Here is a 20179-nt window from a genome sequence, read left to right as displayed (position 1 = left end):
GAGGGTTACTTGACCGATCCGGCGGTGAGCCCGGAGACCACCTGGCGCTCGATGAAGGCGAACAGCACCACGACCGGCACGATGGCGACGACCGACCCGGCGAAGAGGTAGTTCCACTGGACGGTGTAGTTGCCGATGAAGCTGTTGATGCCGACGGTCAGCGGCTGGCTGTCGGGAACGGTCGACAGCGTCAGGCCCATCACGAACTCGTTCCAGGCGGAGATGAAGGTGAAGATCACCGCGGTCACCACGCCCGGCATGGCCAGCGGCAGGACCACCCGGCGCAGCGCTCCGAGCCGGCCGAGGCCGTCAATCATGGCCGCCTCCTCCAGCTCGACCGGGATGGAGCCGATGTAGGCGGTGAGGATCCAGATCGCGAAGGCCAGGTTGAAGGCGGCGTTGCAGAGGATCAGCGTCCAGACCGAGTTGAGCATGCCGAGCTGGTAGAACTCGCGGTAGAGGCCGACCAGCAGCGAGGTCGGCTGGAACATCTGGGTGACCAGGACGAGCAGCAGGAAGAGCTTGCGGCCGCGGTACCGGATGCGTGCGGTGTAGTAGGCCGCGGGCAGCGCGACCAGCAGCGCCAGCAGGGTGGAGCCGCCGGCGACCAGCAGGGTCACCCGCAGGTTGCCGCCGAGGGTCGAGTCGCGCCAGACGTCGACGAAGTTGGACCAGGCGAAGTGCGTCGGCAGGTAGGTCGGGTCGCGCAGCTCGTCGGCCGGGCGCAGCGCGGTGACGACCATCTCCAGGTAGGGGAGCAGGAAGAGCGCCGCCAGCAGCCAGGCCACGGCCGCGATGACCAGGGTGCGCGGGCCGGGCCGGCGCCCGGGCCGGCGTGCTCGCGAGCCGGGCGCACCGGTGCCGGGCCCGGGCGCGGGTGTGACGGCCGGGCGGGCGGGGCGCCGGGCCCGGTCTGTCTGCTGGGCCATCAGCTCTCCTCCTCGTTCCAGCGGCTGACCTTGAGGAAGACCAGCACCATCAGCACGACCAGGGCGAAGTTGACCACGGACATGGCCGCGGACTCGCCGATGTCGGTGTTCTTCAACTGGTACATGAACACGGTGGTGGTGGCCGTGGCGCTGTCCGGGCCGCCCTGGGTCATGCCCCAGATGACGGGGAAGGAGTTGAAGACGTTGATCAGGTTGATCACCACGCCGACCAGGAAGGCCGGGCGTAGCAGCGGCAGGGTGATGCGCAGGTAGGTCTGCCAGGTGCCGGCGCCGTCCACCCGGGCCGCCTCGTACACCTCGCCGGGGACGGTCTGCAGTCCGGCGAGCAGGGTGTACGTGGTGAAGGGGAGGGAGACGAAGACCGCGACGGCCATCATCCAGGGCCAGGCGGTGGAGGGGCTGCCGAGCCAGTCCTGGGGGCCGTCTATCAGGCCGAGGTCGGTCATCGCGGTGTTGAGCACACCGGCGGTCTGGTTGAGCATCCACTTGAAGCCGATGGCGGTCATCAGGACGGACGCGGCCCAGGGCGCGATCAGGGCCCAGCGGGTGAGGCGGCGCCCCGGGAACTGCTGGTCGAACAGCTGGGCGAGGGCCAGCGAGAGCAGCATCGTCAGGCCGACGACGGCGACCGTCCAGATCACCGTGCGGACCAGGACGTGCCCGAGGTCGGCCTCGCCGAAGAGCTTGCGGTACTTGTCGAAGCCGGCGGAGCCGCGGACGAAGCCGCTGGTGCTGATCCGCAGGAAGGAGGTGCGGACCATCTCGTAGACGGGCCACAGGACCACGAGCAGGATCAGCAGGACGGCCGGGGCGATCCAGGGCAGGGGGCCGAGCCTGCCGGGGCCGGACCGGGCCGGCCTGCCCCGGCCGGGCCTGCGGGCCTCGGGGGCAGCGGATTTGAGGGACACGGGTGGTGCCTTCCGGGCGTGTGCGGCAGCGCGTGCCGCACGGCTTGCGACGTGCCGGAGCCCCGGCGCCGGCGGGTGCCGGGGGCGGGTGCGGCTACTTGTTCGCGACGGCGTCCTGGGACTTCTTCTGCAGGTCGCCGAGGACCTTGGCCGGGTCGCCGGCGACGGCGGTGCCGACGCTCTTCTTGATCTCCGCGGAGACGGCGTCCCAGGTGGTGTCACCGAGCGGGTAGAAGGAGGCCTGCGGCAGGAGGGCGAAGAACGGTTCGAGGTCCTTGTGCTTGCCGCTGGACGTCATCTCGCGCAGGGTGTCCTGGGTGACCGGCATCAGGTTGTAGGTCTCGTCGAACTTGAGCGTGTTGTCCTTGGAGTACACGAAGTCGAGGAACTTCTTGATCTGGTCCCGGTGGCCGTTCTTCTTGAACGCCATCGTCCAGTCCGCCACGCCGAGGGTGGACTTGAGCGGGCCGGCCTTGCCGGGGATCGGCGCGACCGCGTAGTCGACCTTGCCGTCCTTGGACATCTGGATCAGCGAGGGGTGGCCGTTGACCATGGCCGCCTTGCCCGCCGCGAAGTCGGCGAACGCGGTCTTGCGGTCGGTGGTCGCGGGGTTGGCGTAGGTCAGGCCGGGCTCGACGAGGTTGGCCTTGAGCCAGCCGAAGGTGTCGATGTTGGCCTGGCTGTTGAGGGTGTACGCGCCGGACTTGTCGGTGGGGCCGCCGCCGTTGCCGAGCTCCCACATCATGCTCTCGCCCTGGGCCTCCTCGGGACCGAGCGGCAGCGCGTACGGGGTGACTCCGGGGACCTTGGCCTTGACCAGCGCGGCGTCCGCCTTCACCTCGTCCCAGGTCTTGGGCGCCTCGGTGATCCCGGCCTGGGCGAAGAGCGCCTTGTTGTAGAAGAAGGCACGGGCCGAGGAGACGAACGGAATGCCGTACTGCACGCCCTTGACCTGTCCGGCCTCGGCGAAGGAGTCGATGAAGTCGGCCCGGGTACCGCTCGACAGCACGTCCTCGGCCTTGTAGAGGAGGTCGTCTGCGACCTTGTCGGCGTAGCCGCCGGTCTGCAGGACGTCCGGGATGTTGCCGCTCTGGATCATCGTCTTGACCTGCTTGTCGATGTCGTTCCAGTTCACCACCTGGACATCGACCTTGATGGCCGGGTTGGCCGCGGTGAACGCGGAGGCGACGTCGTTCCAGTAGGCCTTGGAGCTGTTGGACTCCTTGTCGCCGTAGTCGGCGGCGACCAGCTTGAGGGTCACGCTGCCGTCCGCCGAGGCGCCGCCACCGCTGCCGCACGCCGTGAGCGCGAGAGCGGTGACCGTACACACCACCGAGAGACCGAGTACACGTCCGTTCACCGCAGTTACCGCCTTCGTGCCGTCGGACCCGCGTTCTGGACGGGTCCACTCCTGGGGATTGAGAGTGGGCAGCAGTCTTCGGATCGTCGCGCGCGGGCGGCCCGGGGGTGGCTACTGCCTGGCCGCTTGTTCATCTATGCGTGAAGATCGCTTATTTCGAGCAGATCCGAAAGCCGCTGTGTCGCGAAGTATTCACGAGGTGGGCTGACCGGTCCAGGTGCTGTTATCGGACCGTTGTGCTTCGGACCGCCGATATCCGGTCGATCCGGTCCGCGGTCGGCGCCCCTGTTGTGACGTTCTGTCACTGCCCTGGTCTGCCCGGCATATCGGTCCGGTCGGACGGCCGCCCTGTCGTTGCGCCGGCCGTCCGTAATGCGCCTTCTGTCACTGCAAGCTATTGACCTGTACCTGTTGACTCATGTCGATAGCGCCGCCACTCTGGACACATTCGAGCATCAGTAAGCATGCAGATGCTCGCTTCCTCCAGGGAGGCCCTCACATGCGTTCCGCACCCACCCCCGTCCTGCCGAGGCCGGGCAGCCCCGGCGCCAGACCCGCCGCGGTGTCCGTCGCACTGCTGCTCATCGCCTCGCTGTTCGCCGTCCTCGCCCCCGTCGGCACGGCACGTGCCGCAACGGCGGGCAAGGTCACCGGCGTCAGCCGGTCCGGCGACACCTTCACCGTCACCACCTCGGGCGGAGCGGCCGCCCGGGTAGCCGTCGCCAGGGCCGACATCTTCCGGATCTGGCTCTCGCCGGACGGCACGTTCGGCAACGACCCGGCCGGTACCGACCTCGCCGTCAGGACCGGCTTCGGCACCGTCGGAGCCACCCTGACCGACGCCGGCCCCTACTACCGGATCAGCACCCCGGCGATCAGCCTGCGGATCAACAAGTCGCCGCTCACCTTCGCCCTGTACAAGGCCGAGAACACCACCCTGGTGTGGGCGGAGTCCAAGCCCACCAGCTGGACCGGCTCGCAGACGACCCAGTACCTCACCCGCGGCGCCGACGAGCAGTTCTACGGCACCGGCCTGCGGCTCGGGGAATGGGCCCTGCGCGACAAGACCGTCCCGATCTCGGTCTCCAACCGGTGGACCGAGAACAGCAACGCCAGCCCCGCGCCGTTCTACATGTCCACCAACGGCTACGGCGTCATGCGCAACACCTGGGCGCCCGGCTCCTACGACTTCGGCGCGCCGACCGCGCTCACCCACGACGAGAAGCGCTTCGACGCCTGGTACTTCGCCGGCAACTCGCTCAAGGACGTGCTCAACGGCTACACCGACGTCACCGGCAAGCCCTTCCTCGCGCCCATCTGGGGCCTTGAGCTCGGCAACGCCGACTGCTTCAACGCCTCCAACCCCTCCTACACCGGCGACCACAACCGGCTGCGCCACCAGACCACGCCCGACGTGGTCGGCTACGCCACCGACGCCCGGGCCTCCGACATGCCGTCCGGCTGGTTCCTGCCCAACGACGGCTACGGCTGCGGGTACACCGATCTGCCGGCCACCGTCGCCGGCCTGAAGGACAAGGGCTTCAACACCGGCCTCTGGACCTCCACCGGGCTCACCGACATCAACTGGGAGGTCGGGACGGCCGGTTCGCGTGCCGTGAAGACCGACGTCGCGTGGATCGGCGGCGGCTACAAGAGCGCCTTCGCCGGCGTCAACCAGGCGGTCGCCGGCATCGAGGGCAACGCCGACGCCCGGCGCTTCGTCTGGACGGTCGACGGCTGGGCCGGCACCCAGCGCAACGCCGTCGTCTGGACCGGCGACACCAGCGGCACCTGGGACGCCATGCGCTGGCACGTCCCCGCGATCACCGGTGCGGGCCTGTCCGCGCTCAACTACGCCTCCGGCGACGTCGACGGCATCTTCGGCGGCAGCCCGCAGACCTACGTCCGCGATCTGCAGTGGAAGGCCTTCACCCCGGCGTTCATGACGATGTCCGGATGGGGCGCCACCAACCCGTCGGCGGGCTACAACGACAAGCAGCCCTGGCGGTTCGCCGAGCCGTACCTGTCGGCCAACCGCAAGTACCTCCAGCTGAAGATGCGGCTGATGCCGTACTTCTACACCATGAGCAAGGCCGCCAACGACACCGGCGTGCCCTCCACCCGCGCGATGGTGCTGGAGTACCCGGACGACCCGGTCGCGCGCGGAAACCTGACGAGCGGTCAGTTCATGGCCGGTGACTCCTTCCTGGTCGCCCCGGTCGTCACCGACACCTCGACCAGGGACGGCATCTACCTGCCCGCGGGCAGCTGGACCGACTACTGGACCGGCAAGGTCTACAACGGCCCGGGCTGGCTCAACGGCTACTCCGCGCCGCTCGACACCCTCCCGCTGTTCGTGAAGGCCGGCGGCGTCGTGCCGATGTGGCCGCAGATGAACTACACCGGCGAGAAGCCCGTCTCCACGCTCACTTACGACGTCTACCCGCGCGGCAACTCCTCCTTCAACCTCTACGAGGACGACGGCACCACCCGCGCCTACCAGTCCGGGGCGTACGCCCGCCAGCGGGTCGACGTCACCGCCCCGGCCTCCGGCACCGGCGACGTCACCCTCTCCGTCGGCGCCCCCACCGGCAGCTACGCCGGCAAACCCGCCTCGCGCGGCTACGAGTTCACCGTGCACAGCGCCGCGGCTCCGGGGTCCGTCAAGGCCGGCGGCAGCACGCTCACCGCGCTGAGCAGCAAGGCCGCGTACGAAGCCGCGAGCACCGGCTGGTACTTCGACCCGGCGGACCGGGCCGGGGTGCTGTGGATCAAGACCGGCAGCGCCTCCGGCGCGTTGACCGTCACCGCCACCGGCATCACCGTGCCCGCCGGCGCCCCGGTGGCGGCGAGCGGCCCGATCGCGCAGTCCGGCTGGAAGCTCGCCCACGCCGACAGCCAGGAGACCGCCGGCGAGAACGGCGCCGCGGTCAACGCCTTCGACGGCAACGGCGGCACCATCTGGCACACCACGTGGAGCAACGGCGCGGCCCCGCTCCCGCACGAGATCCAGATCGACCTCGGTGCACGCTACGACGTCGACTCGACGACCTACCTGCCCCGGCAGGACGGCGGCGTCAACGGCCGGATCGGTCAGTACGAGATCTACGTCTCGGACTCCACCACCTCGTGGGGCGCCCCCGTGGCCACCGGCACCTTCGCCGACACCGCCACTGCCAAGACGGTGGACTTCACCGCCAAACCCGGCCGCTACCTACGGCTGAGAGCGCTCACCGAGGCCGGCAACCGGGGCCCCTGGACCAGTGCCGCCGAACTCACCGCCACCGGCCGGCTCTCGCCGTAGCCACCGGCCTCCCCGGGGGGCCAGGGCCCGGCCCACCCATGGGGGCCGGGTCCAGGCGCGTCCCGGGCGGAGTTCTAGGCGGCGAGGGCGATGCGCCGCGGCTGCCGCCGGCGGGAGCCGGTGGTGCTCTGCGGGTTGCGGTCGGCGGGGGCGGGACGGCCGGGGCGGTTGCGGCCCCCGGAGGCGCTGCGGCGGGGCCGCTCGACGACGGGGTCGGGGATCACGACGGGCACGCCGGTGGGCACGCGGGCGCCCGTGATGCGGGCGAGCTCCTCGTCGGCGGAGTGGACCCGCGTGGAGGTGGGAGTGATCCCTGCGGTGGCCATCATGCGGGCCATCTCGCGGCGCTGGTTGGGCAGGACGAGGGTGACCACGGTGCCGGACTCCCCGGCCCGGGCGGTGCGCCCGCCGCGGTGCAGGTAGTCCTTGTGGTCGCCCGGCGGGTCCAGGTTGACGACCAGGTCGAGCCCGTCGACGTGGATGCCGCGGGCGGCGACGTTGGTGGCGATCAGCGCGGTGACGTGGCCGGTGCGGAACTGCTCCAGCGTGCGGGTGCGCTGGGGCTGGGACTTGCCTCCGTGCAGGGCGGCGGCCTTCACCCCGTTGGCGAGGAGGTCCTCCACCAGGCGGTCCGCGCCGTGCTTGGTGTCGGTGAACATGATCACCCCGCCGTCGCGGGAGGCGATGCGGGCGATCGTGGCGTTCTTGTCGTGGTTCTGCACGTGCAGCACGTGGTGCTCCATGGTGCTGACCGCCCCGGCCGACGGGTCCACCGAGTGGGTGACCGGGTCGTCGAGGAAGCGGCGCACCAGGCGGTCCACGTTGCGGTCCAGGGTGGCGGAGAACAGCATCGTCTGGCAGCCCTGCGCGACCTGCTCCAGCAGCTCGGTGACCTGCGGCAGGAAGCCCATGTCGGCCATCTGGTCGGCCTCGTCCAGGACGGCGATGCCGACCTCGTCCAGCCGGCAGTCGCCGCGCTGGATCAGGTCCTTGAGCCGGCCGGGGGTGGCCACGACGACGTCCGCGCCGCGGTTCAGCGCATGGGCCTGGCGGCCGATCGACACCCCGCCCACCACGGTCGCGATCCGCAGGCGGACCGAGTGCGCGAACGGGGTGAGCGCCTCGGTGACCTGCTGCGCGAGCTCACGCGTGGGGACCAGTACCAGCGCCAGCGGCCGGCGCGGCTCGGCGCGCCGGCCGGCCGTTCGGGCCAGCACGGCGAGGCCGAAGGCGATGGTCTTGCCCGAACCCGTCCGGCCGCGCCCGAGGACGTCGCGTCCGGCGAGCGAGTTGGGCAGCGTCGCGGCCTGGATCGGGAACGGCGAGGTGACGCCCTGGCGGGTCAGCGTCGACAGCAGCGCCTTCGGCATGTCCAGCTCGTCGAACGATTCGACGGCCGGCAGCGCCGGGGTGGTGCTGACCGGCATCGCGAACTCACCCTGCGGGCCGGAGTTCTGACGCCCCCTCGCAGCGGAGGGGCGGCGGCCGCCGCCGGAGCGGGGCGCGGAGCCGGTGCCGCGCGCCGAGCGGGATCCGAAGGCGCTGCCGCCGGAGCGGGAACCGGCACTCTGGTACGGGGAACGACTGGAACGGTTCATAGGGAAACCTTCCTCAAAGGGCGGCACGCTTCGAGGAAGGCTCAGCGGCGCGGGGCGCCGGCGGAGATCGCAAGGAACGGGCCGGAAGTGTGACGGGCGGAGCATGGACGGCAGAACCGTGCGGCACGTCACCTACGGTCGGCGCTCACCGCGTGGGCGGGAGCGGAGAACCTCGAACCGTGAGCTGTCACGGCAGGGCGCCGATCCGGACGCGGCGCTGTGCGTCTCGCGTGGGAACGGCCGCCGGTGGCGGAGCCAGGGGCCTGAGCGGCCGGGATGGTTCGTGGAGCAAAAGCCGAGGGGCCCGCACCGGGCATGTGCACGGTGCGGGCCCCTCGCTGCCGGGCGGGTGCCGTGGCAGAAGAACTACAGCGGGCGAATGTTCTCGGCCTGCGGGCCCTTCTGGCCCTGCGTGACGTCGAACTCGACCTTCTGGCCCTCGAGCAGCTCACGGAAGCCCTGGGCGTTGATGTTCGAGTAGTGGGCGAAGACGTCCGGGCCGCCACCCTCCTGCTCGATGAAGCCGAAGCCCTTTTCCGCGTTGAACCACTTCACGGTGCCATTAGCCATAAAAATAATCTCCTTCAAGGGCTGTCCGAAGCCCGCACTGTGCGGACTTCGAGTCGCCGCGATGATGACCCGCCCGGGGAAGAGCCGGGAAACAAAAATGCGCCTGCGAAACATCAGCAGGCGCACACAAAGTTCATGGGAACCACTACTGCAACTAAAACGACTCTAGCAGGCCCGGGCTTGTTCCGGTGGAAAATTCGGCCGCGGATATTTCCGGGGCACGGGACGGCCGACCTGTGCGGGCGTCGAACGGCCGTCCCGTCACGCCGGTCCGAGAGTGTCGACCGGACCGGCGCGGGGCGCTTCTCACACGGGCTTGCGGGCCGAGGTCGAGACCAGGGAGTAGGAGAGTGCCTCGAAGCCGGGCCTGCGGACCAGCGCGCGGAAGCGGGTCAGCTCGTCGAGCGTGAGACCAGCGGCGAGCAGGGGTTCCTGCAGCTGGCGGGAGTTGATCTCGTGGAGGCGGGCGCCGCCGTCGTGGGACCAGCTCTCGGCCTGGACGGTGGTGTGGACGTCGGTCAGACCGAGGTCCGTCATCGCGCCGTGGACCTGGCGCCCCCAGTCCAGGTCGGCACCCCGGTCGCCCAGGACGGTGAGGACGGTGTCGATGACCCGGGAGAAGAGCTCGCGTTCGGACGAATCGACCGGGGTGAGGACGGAGAGCGGGCTGCGGTCGAACTCCTCGATCAGCAGGAGGCCGCCGGGGCGCAGGGCGCCGGCCAGGGTGGCGAGCACCTCGCGGCGTTCGGGCAGGTGGAGGAGGAGCAGGCGGGCGTGGATCAGGTCGAAGGGGCCGCCGGGCGGCTGCTCGTGCCGGACGTCGTGGCGACGGACGAGGAGGTTCCCGGTGGACCCGGTGGACGGGGTGGACCCGGCCAGTCGGGCCGGGTCGAGATCGGTGGCGGTCACGGAGCCGGTGGGGCCGACCAGTCGGGCGAGCAGCCGCGCGACCGACCCGGCTCCGGCCCCGACCTCCCAGCAGTGGGCGCCGAGCGGGACCCGGAGGCGGTCCAGGTGAGCGGCGGTGATCGGGTCGAGGGAGGACTCCAGCACCTGCAACTGGTCCACGGCCTCGTCAGCCCGGTTGTCGAAGGCGTAGTGCGTGTCGGCCGGCATCAGGGCAACTCCTGTGGCGTTGGGCGGGGCGGGGCGAGGGCGGCGAGTACGCGGGCCGGGTCCTGACGCGCGGCGGCGCCGTCCAGCGCGGCCGTGATCCGGCCCGCGCCGAGGACGGTGATCCGGCCGGCGATGGGGAGCACCTGGGCCGGGCGTGGGGAGGCGAGGACGACGGCCAGTCCGTCGGCGGCCAACTGGCCTGCCAGGGCGAGGACATCGGCCGCGACGGCGGGGGCCAGGCCCTCGGTGGGTTCGTCGAGCAGCAGGACGCGGGGCCCGGTGAGCAGGGTGCGGGCGATGGCGAGCATCTGCTGCTCGCCGCCGGAGAGGCGGTCGGCGCGCTGGTGCAGCCGCTCGCCGAGACGGGGGAGCAGGTCGATGACCCGGGCCGGTGACCAGGCTGTCGCCCGCCGCCGGTGCGCCACCTTGAGGTGCTCGGCCACCGTCAGGGAGGCGAAGACCCGGCGCCCCTGCGGGACCAGGCCGATGCCGGCCCGAGCACGGCGGTGGGTGGGGAGACGGGTGACGTCGGTTCCGTCGAGTTCGATCCGGCCCGAGCCCACCGGGACCAGGCCCGCCAGCGCGTGCAGCAGGGTCGTCTTTCCGGCGCCGTTGGGTCCGAGAACGGCGTGCACGGAGAACCGGCCGGCCGTCAGATCGACGCCGTGCAGAACAGTGCCGCCGTGGTAGCCGGCCCGTAGGGAGAGCGTTTCGAGCATCCGACTCACCCGGACCGGGTGTCGAGGTAGGCCTCCCGGACGGCGGGGTCGGCGCTGATCTGCTCCGGAGTGCCCTCGGCGATCGACCGGCCCTCGTGCAGGACGGTGACGCGGCCGGCCAGGGCGTTGACGAAGGCGAGGTCGTGCTCGATCAGCAGCACGGCGACCTCGGTGGACACCTGGCGCAGGACCGTCACCAGCCGGTCGGTGTCCTCCTCGGCCAGGCCGGCGGCCGGCTCGTCCAGCAGCAGGATCCGGGGCCGGGTGGCGAGGGCGGCCGCGATCTCCACCAGCCGCTGCTGGCCGTGGGACAGTCGGCCGGCGGTGTGGGAGGCCAGGTGCGCGATGCCGACCTGGTCGAGCTGTTCGTGGCAGCGGCGTCCGAGCTCCCGGTACCGGCGGGGGCGCCAGAGCCCGCGCAGTTCGGTGTGCCGCCAGGCCGCGAGGGCCACGTTGTCCAGGGCGCTCAGGCTGCCGAGCACGGCGGGCTGTTGGAAGGTGCGGGCGATGCCGAGGCGGGACCGGCGGGCCGGGTCGGTGCCGGTGATGTCCTGCCGGTCGAGCAGGATCCGGCCGGCGGACGGTACGACCGTGCCGGCGACCAGGCCGAGCAGGGTGGACTTGCCGGCGCCGTTGGGCCCGATCACGGCGTGGCGTGCCCCGGGTTCGACCGTCAGGTCGAGCCGGTCGACAGCGACCGTCGCGCCGTAGCGGCGGGTCACCTTCGCGATGGTGAGCAGGGCGTTCACGGGCCGACCTCCGGGGAAGCGGGACGGGCCGGGGCACGGGAGGGAGGAGCCGGAAGGGAGCCGCGGGGGAGCCGGCGCAGGCGGATGCCCGCGAGCCCGCGGGGGAGCAGGTACACGGAGGCGATGAACAGTGCGCCGAGCAGCAGCGGGCCGTGTCCCGGCCAGTGGGCGGCGAGCTGGTCCCGGGTGATCAGTACCAGCGCGGTGCCGGCGAGGGCGCCGACCGGCGAGGCCACGCCGCCGAGGACGGCGGCCAGCAGGCACAGCGAGGACGTGGTGAAGCCGACGTCGGCGGGGGAGACGTAGCGCTGGGCGGTCACGAGAAGTTGGCCGCCCACTCCCGCCAGGGCGGCGGCCCAGACGTGGGCACCGAGGAACACGCGGGTGACGGGGTGGCCGCTGGCCCGCATCCGTGCCTCGTCGTCGCGGCACCCGGCGAGCAGGAGTCCGAGTGGCGAGCGCAGCGCCACGACCGTCGCCGTGATCGCGCAGGCGGCGACGGCGACCGCGTACCGGTAGACGTCCGGGTCGGCGGTCAGTGGTGCCGTGCCCCAGAGCGCGCGGACCGGCGGTATGCCGGCCAGGCCGTCGGTGCCGCCGGTGACCGAGCTCCAGCGGGCCGCCGCGGTGGCGGTCAGTTCTCCCAGGGCCAGTGTGATCATCAGTACCGTCACGCCTCGGGCCCGGACCACGACCGGTCCGGTGAGCAGGGCGAAGAGGGCGGCGGCCGAGGCGGCGACGGCGAGCTGTACCGGCCCGACGTCGACGCCCGCGCGGCCCAGGAGGGCGGCGGTGTAGGCACCGACCGCGTACGGGGCGGCCTGGCCGAGCGTGGGCAGCCCGGCCCGGCCGGTGAGGACGGTGATGCCGACGGCGACCAGACCGAGCGCGGGTATCGGGGCGAGCAGGCCGAGTGTCGACTCCTCGACCACCGCCGGCACGCCGAACAGCGCGAGCACGGTCAGCAGCAGCGCCCATCCGGCCGGACGTGCGACCGCCCGGATCCCGGTCATCCGCGCGCTCCGGCGGCGCTGCCGCGGCGCAGGACCAGGGCTGCGGCCATCGCCGTGAACAGCAGGTAGGGGGCGAGGCCCGGCACCAGGTCGACGCCGAGGGTCTGTACCTCGCCCACGGCCACCGCTGCCACCAGAGCGCCCAGGACGGAGCCCAGGCCGCCCAGCACCACCACGATCAGCGAGAGCAGCAGGACGGTGTCGGCCGTGCGCGGGCCCGGGCCGATGATGGGGGCGCCGAGGACGCCCGCGAGGCCCGCGAGAGCCCCTGCGCCCGCCAGCACGGCGGTGTGGACCAGGCGGGGGTCGGTGCCCAGGCCCGCGACCATCGCGGAGTCGTCCACCGTGGCCCGGAGCAGCGCGCCGGCCCTGGTGCGGCGGAGGAAGAGCTGCCCGGCGGCGGCCAGCAGCGCCGCCACCACGATGAAGGCCAGCCGGTAGACCGGGTAGCGGTGCCCGCCGAGGTCGGCGCTGCCGTCGAGGGCCGCCGGCAGGGCGACCGGGAGGTCGTCGGGCCCGGCGGCCGTGCTGAGCAGATCGCCGCCGACCAGCGCCACGCCGAAGGTGAGCAGGGCCTGGGCGAGATGGCCGCGCCGGCGGATCGGTGCGGTGAGCACGGCGAGCAGCCCGCCGCCGGCGCCGGCCGCCGCGGCGCCGGCGGCCAGCGCGAGCAGCAGCCCGCGCCATGAGCCGTCCGACAGCGCGGCGGCGGTGTACGCGCCGACGGCGTAGAGGGTGCCGTGGGCGAGATTGAGGACGTCACCGGTCCCGAAGGCCAGCGTGAGCCCGGCCGCCGCGACGTACAGCAGCAGCCCGTAGGCCACACCGTCCACCGCGGGCACCAGATGTGCGTCGATCAGGCCCATCGGCCCCCCTCTCCGGGTGCCCGGTCAGTTCCCGATGGTGGCGAGGTCCTGGACCATCTGGTTGGACAGCGCGCGGCCGTCGCTCCTGACCTCGCGGAGGTACCACTTCTGCACCGGCGAGTGGGTGTTGCTGCCGAACTGCCAGGTGCCGCGGGGGCTGTCGATCTGGCCGAGGCCGGCGATCGCGGTGTTCAGCGTCTGCGGGTCGACCTTGTCGCCCGCCGCGCCGATCGCCTTGTCGAGCACGGAGGCGGCGTCGTAGGAGGCCATCGCGTACGTGGTGGGCGGGGACTGGTGCTTGGACTGCCAGGCCGAGACGAACGCCCGGTTGGCCGCGTTGTCCAGGTCCGGGGCGTAGTTGAGCACCGAGCGGATCCCCTTGGCGGCATCGCCCTGGGCGGTCAGCACGCCGCCCTCGGTGAGGAACCCGGCGGCGTACAGCGGGGTGCCGGCCAGATCGGACTGGGCGTACTGCTTGACGAAGTCGACCGCCGCGCTACCGGCGTAGAAGCAGTACACCGCCTTGGCCTTGGAGTTCTTGATCTTGTTGAGGTAGGGAGTGAAGTCGGTGGTGCCGGGGAACGGCGTGAAGGTCGCCTTGCCGTCGGAGCCGGCGAGCTGGCCGCCGGCCTTGGCGAACGCGTCGGTGAAGCCGCGCAGTTCGTCCCAGCCGCCCTGGTAGTCGGGCCCGATCGCGTAGACCGGCCCGTTGACGACGTCGTGCACGTACTGGGCGATCGCGGCTCCCGGCTCGTCGGACATGAAGCTGGTGCTCCACTGCCGGCTGACCTCCTTGACGGCGGGGCGGCCGTTGGAGCTCACCAGGGGGATCCCGGCCTCGCTGAGCAACGGGGAGATCGCGGCGACCGAGCCCGCGCCGACCACACCGGTGACGGCGAGGACCTTGTCCTGCTTGACCAGCTTGGTGGCGGCGGGGAGAGCGGTCGGCGCACCGTCGCCCTCGTCGGCGATCACCAGGTCGACCGGATGGCCGCCGAGCTTGCCGCCGCGGGTGTCCAGATAGAGCTGGAAGCCGTCCCGCAGATCGGTTCCGACGGACTTGTACGTCCCGGAGAGCGACGCCAGCAGGCCGATCTTCACCGTGCTCTGACCGCCGTCGGCCGCGGCGCCGCCGCTGTGGCCGCTGGTGCAGCCGGTGGCGAGTAGCAGGGCGGCCACGAGGGCTCCTGCCGAGCGGCGTCTGCGGATCGGTGACATGTGTGCTCCCGGAGTAGGCGTGACAGGCCGGAACTGATGACGGGTCAGGAAGGCGTGTCGAGCAGCTTGGCGCGGGCCGCGGGGGTGAGTTGCGGGCCGACCTGGTTGATGAGCTCGGCCATCTCGAAGGAGACCTGGCCGATGTCGCAGGCCTTCGAGGCCAGGACCAGCAGCGAGGCGCCGCTGCTGACCGCCATGGAGAAGAGGAAGCCGCCCTGCAGCTCGGTCAGGTTGCTGATCACCGGCTCCGCCTTCAACAGCCGTCCGGCGCCGGCCAGCAGGCTGACCAGCCCCGACGCGATCGCGGCGAGCTGGTCGGCGTGCTCCGCGTCGACCTCCTTGGTGGCGGCGATCAGCAGCCCGTCGGCGGAGACCGCCACCGCGTGGGTGATCTCCGGGACCCGGGCCGCGAAGTCGTTCAGCAGCCAGTCGAGATCGTGCGTCGAGGGGGAGGTCATGCGTCTTCCTTCTGGTTCGGATCGGAGAGGAGTGGCTTGGGGGCGCCGCGTCCGGCGCGGCTGGCGCCGATGCCGCGGGCGTAGGCGGCCATGGAGGCCGAGACCTGTCCGGCGTCGCGGTGTGCCAGTCCGTGCGAGGGGCGGGCGGCGGGCGGCGGGGAGTCGGATGTGCCGGGGGCCGCCGCGTGGGCGGGGGCGGGCTCAGCGGTGGAAGCCGCGGGCCGCCTGCGCCTGGGCAGGCCGCTTCCGGTGGTGCCGGCGGTCGTCGACTCCGACGGGGGCGCTGCCGGTGAGGCGGCGGGTGGCAGTGCCGGCGCCGCCGCCGGGGCCTGGACGGGCGCAGGGACGGGGACCGGGATGGGCGCAGGGACGGGGGCCGGGTCGGCTGCCTCGGCCACGCCGAACACCGTGTCCGGAAGGGTGACCTCGGCGATGGTGCCGCCGCCCGGACGCGGGCGCAGTTCGACCCGGATCCCGTACCAGGACGCCAGGTGGCCGACCACGGTCAGCCCCATCGCCCGGACGGCGGCGATCTCGACCGGAGGGGGTGTGGCCAGCTTCTCGTTGGCGGAGTCCCAGCGGTCCTCACCCAGGCCGATGCCCCGGTCGCATACCTGGACCACGAGCCGGTCGGTGAGCAGCCGGGCCTCGGCGGTCACCCGGGTTTCGGGCTTGGAGAAGGCGGTGGCGTTGTCGAGCAGCTCGGCGAAGAGGTGGACCAGGTGGTCCACCGCCCGGCCCTCGACCAGGACACCCTGGTCCGTGGTCCCCACGTCTATCCGGGTGTAGCGCTCGGTCTGGGCCGCCGCAGCCCGGAGGACGTCCTCGATCGGGGCGTCCGTCGACCGCACCCGGGCCGTCGCCTCGCCACCGAGGACGAGCAGGCTGTGGTTGTTGCGGCGCATCCTGCTGGCCAGGTGGTCGAGCTCGAAGAGCCGGGCCAGCCGTTCGGGGTCGGGCTCGTCACGCTCGGCCGCGTCGAGTGCCTGGACCAGTGCGCCGGTCAGCCGCTCGGCCCGGCGGGCCAGGCCGACGAAGACACTGCCCATCCGGTCGCGCATGGCCGCCTGCTCGGCGGCGATCCGCACGGCCTCCCGGCTGACGGTGTTGAAGGCGGCGCCGACGGCGGCGATCTCGTCCCGGCCGCGGACCTCGACCGCGTCGCCCGCCGCGGCGGCGAACTCCTCCGGCGTGGCCTCGCCGAGTGCGCCTCCCGTCGACAGTGCGGTGACGGCCGCCGGCAGGCGCTCGTGGGCGACCGCGTGCGCGGCGACGCGCAGCCGGCGCAGCTCCCGGATCATCGGCCGGCCCAGCCGGAGTGCGAGGACGATCACCGAGACCACCGCGAGCAGGACCGCCAGGCCCTCGCTCAGGGCCCATCTGCGTTGCGCGTTGCGAAAGTCGGTGACGCTGACGAGCGCCGCGGCGTCGACCTTCTGCTCGACCTGCTGGAGCCGCTCGGTCCGCTCGTCCATCAGCGTCGTCCAACTCGCGTCCACCGGTAGCGGCCGGCCCGGCGTGGCGCGGGCGACAGCGTCCTCCAGCCGGCTCGCCGCGATGATGCCGGAACCGGTCAGCGACCGGTCCAGCCAGGTCTGCCACTCCGGGGTGGCGATCCGCTGGAACTCCAGGACGGCTTCGGTGTATCCGGTCCGGGTGGCGGTGATCGCCTGTTGCGCGGCAGGGGTGAGGACGCCGGAGGCCTGCGACGTGAGGACCGCGACCTCCTGCTGGCTCACCGATTCCTGGGCCCGGGCCAGGGTCACCCCGCTGTTGATCCGGCCGGCGAGATCGGCCCCGGCGCGTCCGGCCCCGGCGACAGCGCCCCGGTAGGCCAGCAGGTCGGCGATGACGATCCGGTAGTGGAAGGTGGTTGCGGACAGGGCGGCACCCGGGCTCGACTCCACCTGCTTGCGGAGCGCGGGCAGGTCCGCCAGGTCGTCGTCCACCTGGCTGAGGAGCCCGCTGGAGTTGCCCCGGGACGCATGCATGCGCCCCCGCAGCTGACGGTACTGCGCGATACTCGCGTCGGTGGCCTGGATCTGCCGGAGGTAGGCGTTGGTCCGGTCGGGATTCGCCTCGCCGGTCAACAGCATTGCGGCGCAGTTGCGTTCCCGCTGCAGCTGGTGCGTCAGGTCGCCGGCCTGGGCGCTGATGGCCACCATCGATCGCAGCTGCGCGGCCCCGAACATCTGACCGGCGGTGATGCGCAGTGCGAGCGCGGCGAATGCCACCACCGCGAGCAGTGGCACCGTGGCGAGTACGGCGAGTTTGCGGGTGATCGTCACCGGGCCGGTCCTCCGGCCATGAGCGGAGGGTTGATCAGGCCTTGCTGGTGAGCAGTCATGACGCCTTGGAGGTTGATCGGACGGGCTGGCGAGGGGGTGCTGCTCTGTCGGCCGCTGGGGAGTCTTCCAGTGGGCGCGTACCTGACACGATGCCGCGCCGATCATAGTGGCGTCGGTCGATCATGTCTTCGAAACCTGCGGAAGCCTAGCCAACTGATGGAGCGTTAAAAAGCCCCCTCCTCAATTCCCTTGCCTGCCCCGCACCCCGGCTCCCCGGTGGCACCGCCCCGGAAGCCTCTCCGGCGCGGTGCCACGGCGTCCCCCACCCGTCCTTGACGGCGGTCCGTCCGGTCCACCCTGGTCCGTCCGGTCCCCCAGGTCTGCCCGGTCCGCCCGGTCGGATCGGTCCGTCCGGTCGGCGCACCCGGCGTACCGGCGCGCGCCGTCGCCGTGGCTCCCTCGGGCCGCGAGGCGTGTGCGGTGCGGCGGGAGACCCGGCCCCGGAGGGCGGCGTCGCCGGCGGACCGAAGGCGTCTCTCCGTGAAAGGCTGTGGATCGATGGACGAAACGGGAGCGTTACCTACAGGAAGCGGCCTGGAAAGGCAGATCGCCTACGGTTCCGAGGGAGAACAGTGTCATGTGGAGCGAGGGGGAGCGTGCGCCGCCGAGAGATCAGACCACCGGACTGGCTGCTCCACCCGCTGCGGCGGCAGTCCGGACCGTTCCCCTGGGGCGGCGTGCTGCGCGGCGCCCTCGGCATGGGCCCGCTGCTCGGGGCCGCCGTCGCTGCGGGGCAGCCGCAGGCCGGTGTCCTCGCCGGACTCGCCGCGATGTTCGGCGGCATCAACGACCGCCCCGGCACCGCCCGTTCGGCCGCGGCCCTGGTCGGCCTGCCGGCCCTGGCCGGGGCCGCCGGACTGCTGATCGGCCAGGCCCCGGGCTGGTGGGCGGTCGTGCTGCTCGCGGCGGTGGGCGTGGTCTGCGGTGCCGTCAGCGTCGCCGGGCCGGTCTGCTCGGCGGCCGGGGTGCAACTGCTGGTGCTCACCGCCCTCGGCTGCGGAATGCCCATGGCGGGCCCCGCGTGGGCGAAGGCGGGCTGGTACCTGCTCGGCGGCACCTGGTTCCTGGTCGTGCGTCTCGCGGTACGGCCCGTCCCGGAGTTCCGCCCGCTGCACGGCGAACGGCAGGCGGTGGCGGCCGTGTTCGACGCCCTGGCCGGGGCGTTGCAGGCGGTCGGCACGCCCGGGGCCGAGCGCGCCCGGCGCGGGCTGACGGTCGCGCTCGACCGGGCCGACGAGGCGCTGCGGCTCCAGCGGCTGCTGCGCCGGCCCGGCCGCCGCCGGCCCGCGGAGCTCCGGCTGGACGAGCGATTCGCTGCCGCCGCCGCGCTCTGCGAGGCGAGTGTGGCCCTGCTCTGGGAGGGCGAGGCGCTGCCGGCCAGGGCGCTCGCCGGCCCGCGCCGCCTCGCCGAGGCCGTCCGGGGCGACACCCAGCCGGGCAGGCTGCCGGTCCCGGCGGCCGGGAGCCCAGCCCGGACCGCCTTCGACCGCGCCGTCCTGGCCGCCGGGTTCGCCTTCGACCACCGTCCGGAGGTCCGCCCGGACGGACCTCCGGACGGACCTCCGGACGTCTCCCCGGACGGATCGCCGGGCGGTTCCCGTGACCGGTCCACGGGCGGGTCCTCGCAGCGGCCGGCCCGCACCCGCTCCCGCCGGGGCATCCACCCCGCCGGGCCGACGGGGCGCGAGTGCGGGGTGCGCGTCGGTGCGTGCGTGGCGGTCACCGCGGCGCTCGCACTGCTGCTCCACGCCGACCACTGGTACTGGCTGCCCGCCACGGCGGCCTTCCTGGTCAAGCCCGACTACGGCCCGCTGTTCTCGCGGATCGTCAACCGCTTCGCCGGGACGGCGGCGGGCGTCCTGCTCCTCGCCGGTCTCGACAGCGTGGCGGCCGGGGCCGTTCCCGGTCTGCCGGTGATCGTCGTCGCCGTCTGCGGGGCGCTCATCGCGCCGTCCCTGCGGCACTTCGCGCTCCAGACCGGGGTGGTCACGCTCACCGTCCTCGCCTTCGTCTCCCTCGGCGGCGACACCCAGGCCGCGAGCTCCCGGCTCGCCGATACGGCGCTCGCCTGCGCGGTGGTCCTGGTGGTCGGGCACCTGCCGCGGCTGGTCGACACCCGCGCCCGGGTCGGGCACCGCTGCGCGGAGGCGCTGCGCCACACCCAGCACTACCTGCACGACGTGCTGACCGGGCCGCCGTACCCGGCGGCCGTACCCGGCGCCGAGGCGGGCCGACGCGCCGAGCTGCGGCGCAGCGCCTACCGGGCGCTCGCGGAGGCCCGGGTGTCGGCCGAGACCGTGCGGGTGGAGCTGCTGGCGGACCCTGGCGAGGAGTGGCTGAAGGTGGCCGTGCGCGCCGAGCGGATCGCCGACGCCGCGACCGCCTGCGCCGTGCGGCTGGCGCACGGCTGGGAGCCGCCCGGAGCGGTGGCGGTCGGTCAGGTGGTCTCGGCGGTCGGTGAGGTGGCGGACGCGCTGGACGGCCGGGCCGCTCCGGCGGGCCGCCCCGCGGTGGACGCCGTCCCGCCGGACTGCCGCACGCTCCGCGACATCGTCGCGGAGCTCCAGGGCATCCAGGAGCGGCAGCGGGCCCTGGCCGGGGTGGCCGGCTGACGGTGGGGCTCAGCGCCGGACGCGGTGGAACTTCTCGCCGCCGGTGATCCACTCGCCGCGGCGCATCACGGCGACGAGGTCGTGGCTGTCGGAGTCGACCACGACGAGGTCGGCGTTCTTGCCGGTTTCCAGCGAGCCGACGGTGTCGGCGAGGCCGAGCAGGCGGGCGGGGACGGCGGAGAGCGACTCGACGGCCTGGTCCAGCGTCAGGCCGTTGACGGTGACGGAGCGCTTGAACGCGACATCCAGGGTGAGCGTGGAGCCCGCGATGGAGCTGCCGTCTGTGAGCATGGCGACGCCGTCCGTGACCTGGACCTGGAGGGGGCCGAGGGGGTAGAGGCCGTCGCCCATGCCGGCGGCGCCCATGGCGTCGGTGATCAGGGCGACGCG

General features: G+C 72.7%; 14 protein-coding genes and 1 pseudogene. 2 read left to right on the top strand and 13 right to left on the bottom strand.

The annotated features are described in order from the left end of the window. Nucleotides 1–5: 5 nt before the first annotated feature. The 3 genes from ACZ6NC_RS33545 to ACZ6NC_RS33535 all read right to left on the bottom strand — a co-directional run bounded on the left by ACZ6NC_RS33545 (nt 6) and on the right by ACZ6NC_RS33535 (nt 3218). Nucleotides 6–929, bottom strand: coding sequence for a carbohydrate ABC transporter permease (locus ACZ6NC_RS33545; protein ID WP_465737635.1), 924 nt, complete (start codon nt 927–929; stop codon nt 6–8). Next, nucleotides 929–1858, bottom strand: a complete 930-nt coding sequence (locus ACZ6NC_RS33540; RefSeq protein WP_465737634.1) for a carbohydrate ABC transporter permease — start codon at nt 1856–1858, stop codon at nt 929–931. The genes ACZ6NC_RS33545 and ACZ6NC_RS33540 overlap by 1 nt, the downstream gene beginning before the upstream one ends. A gap of 94 nt (nt 1859–1952) precedes the next feature. Then, nucleotides 1953–3218, bottom strand: a complete 1266-nt coding sequence (locus tag ACZ6NC_RS33535) for an extracellular solute-binding protein (RefSeq protein WP_465737633.1) — start codon at nt 3216–3218, stop codon at nt 1953–1955. Between the two features lie 499 nt (nt 3219–3717). Between ACZ6NC_RS33535 and ACZ6NC_RS33530 the strand changes: the two genes are divergently transcribed. Beyond that, nucleotides 3718–6522 carry a TIM-barrel domain-containing protein gene (locus ACZ6NC_RS33530; RefSeq protein WP_465737632.1) on the top strand — a complete coding sequence of 935 codons (2805 nt, stop codon included), beginning with the start codon at nt 3718–3720 and terminating at the stop codon, nt 6520–6522. A 74-nt stretch (nt 6523–6596) separates the two neighbouring features. Here ACZ6NC_RS33530 and ACZ6NC_RS33525 read toward each other — a convergent pair whose 3' ends face one another. The 9 genes and pseudogenes from ACZ6NC_RS33525 to ACZ6NC_RS33485 all read right to left on the bottom strand — a co-directional run bounded on the left by ACZ6NC_RS33525 (nt 6597) and on the right by ACZ6NC_RS33485 (nt 17117). Further along, the gene (locus tag ACZ6NC_RS33525; RefSeq protein ID WP_465737631.1) at nt 6597–8120 is read right to left on the bottom strand and encodes a DEAD/DEAH box helicase; all 1524 of its coding nucleotides are present in this window, start codon (nt 8118–8120) and stop codon (nt 6597–6599) included. A gap of 366 nt (nt 8121–8486) precedes the next feature. After that, complete coding sequence (locus ACZ6NC_RS33520; RefSeq protein WP_042388274.1) at nt 8487–8690, bottom strand: cold-shock protein; 204 nt, start codon at nt 8688–8690, stop codon at nt 8487–8489. Between the two features lie 306 nt (nt 8691–8996). Then, nucleotides 8997–9806: a class I SAM-dependent methyltransferase gene (locus ACZ6NC_RS33515; RefSeq protein WP_465737630.1), complete on the bottom strand. Its 810-nt coding sequence runs from the start codon at nt 9804–9806 to the stop codon at nt 8997–8999. Beyond that, nucleotides 9806–10525: an ABC transporter ATP-binding protein gene (locus ACZ6NC_RS33510; RefSeq protein WP_465737629.1), complete on the bottom strand. Its 720-nt coding sequence runs from the start codon at nt 10523–10525 to the stop codon at nt 9806–9808. The genes ACZ6NC_RS33515 and ACZ6NC_RS33510 overlap by 1 nt, the downstream gene beginning before the upstream one ends. Nucleotides 10526–10530: 5 nt before the next feature. Next, nucleotides 10531–11274 carry an ABC transporter ATP-binding protein gene (locus ACZ6NC_RS33505; protein ID WP_465737628.1) on the bottom strand — a complete coding sequence of 248 codons (744 nt, stop codon included), beginning with the start codon at nt 11272–11274 and terminating at the stop codon, nt 10531–10533. Further along, nucleotides 11271–13153 (bottom strand): annotated as a pseudogene (locus ACZ6NC_RS33500) (ABC transporter permease). Before ACZ6NC_RS33500 ends, ACZ6NC_RS33505 begins: the two are co-directional and overlap by 4 nt. A 24-nt stretch (nt 13154–13177) precedes the next feature. Then, complete coding sequence (locus ACZ6NC_RS33495) at nt 13178–14371, bottom strand: ABC transporter substrate-binding protein (protein ID WP_465737627.1); 1194 nt, start codon at nt 14369–14371, stop codon at nt 13178–13180. 44 nt (nt 14372–14415) lie between these two features. Then, nucleotides 14416–14829: a roadblock/LC7 domain-containing protein gene (locus tag ACZ6NC_RS33490; RefSeq protein ID WP_465737626.1), complete on the bottom strand. Its 414-nt coding sequence runs from the start codon at nt 14827–14829 to the stop codon at nt 14416–14418. Continuing rightward, complete coding sequence (locus ACZ6NC_RS33485; protein WP_465737625.1) at nt 14826–17117, bottom strand: sensor histidine kinase; 2292 nt, start codon at nt 17115–17117, stop codon at nt 14826–14828. Before ACZ6NC_RS33485 ends, ACZ6NC_RS33490 begins: the two co-directional genes overlap by 4 nt. A gap of 656 nt (nt 17118–17773) precedes the next feature. On the opposite strand from ACZ6NC_RS33485, the gene ACZ6NC_RS33480 reads away from it, so the two are divergent. Then, a complete protein-coding gene (locus tag ACZ6NC_RS33480; RefSeq protein WP_465737624.1) occupies nt 17774–19789 on the top strand; it encodes an FUSC family protein in 2016 nt (671 codons plus the stop codon). A gap of 9 nt (nt 19790–19798) precedes the next feature. Here ACZ6NC_RS33480 and ACZ6NC_RS33475 read toward each other — a convergent pair. Continuing rightward, the coding region (locus ACZ6NC_RS33475; RefSeq protein WP_465737623.1) for an amidohydrolase family protein at nt 19799–20179 on the bottom strand (381 nt) is incomplete at its 5' end.

This window comes from Kitasatospora sp. NPDC041988 (assembly GCF_055588525.1).
This window is presented reverse-complemented; position numbering and strand designations above follow the sequence as displayed.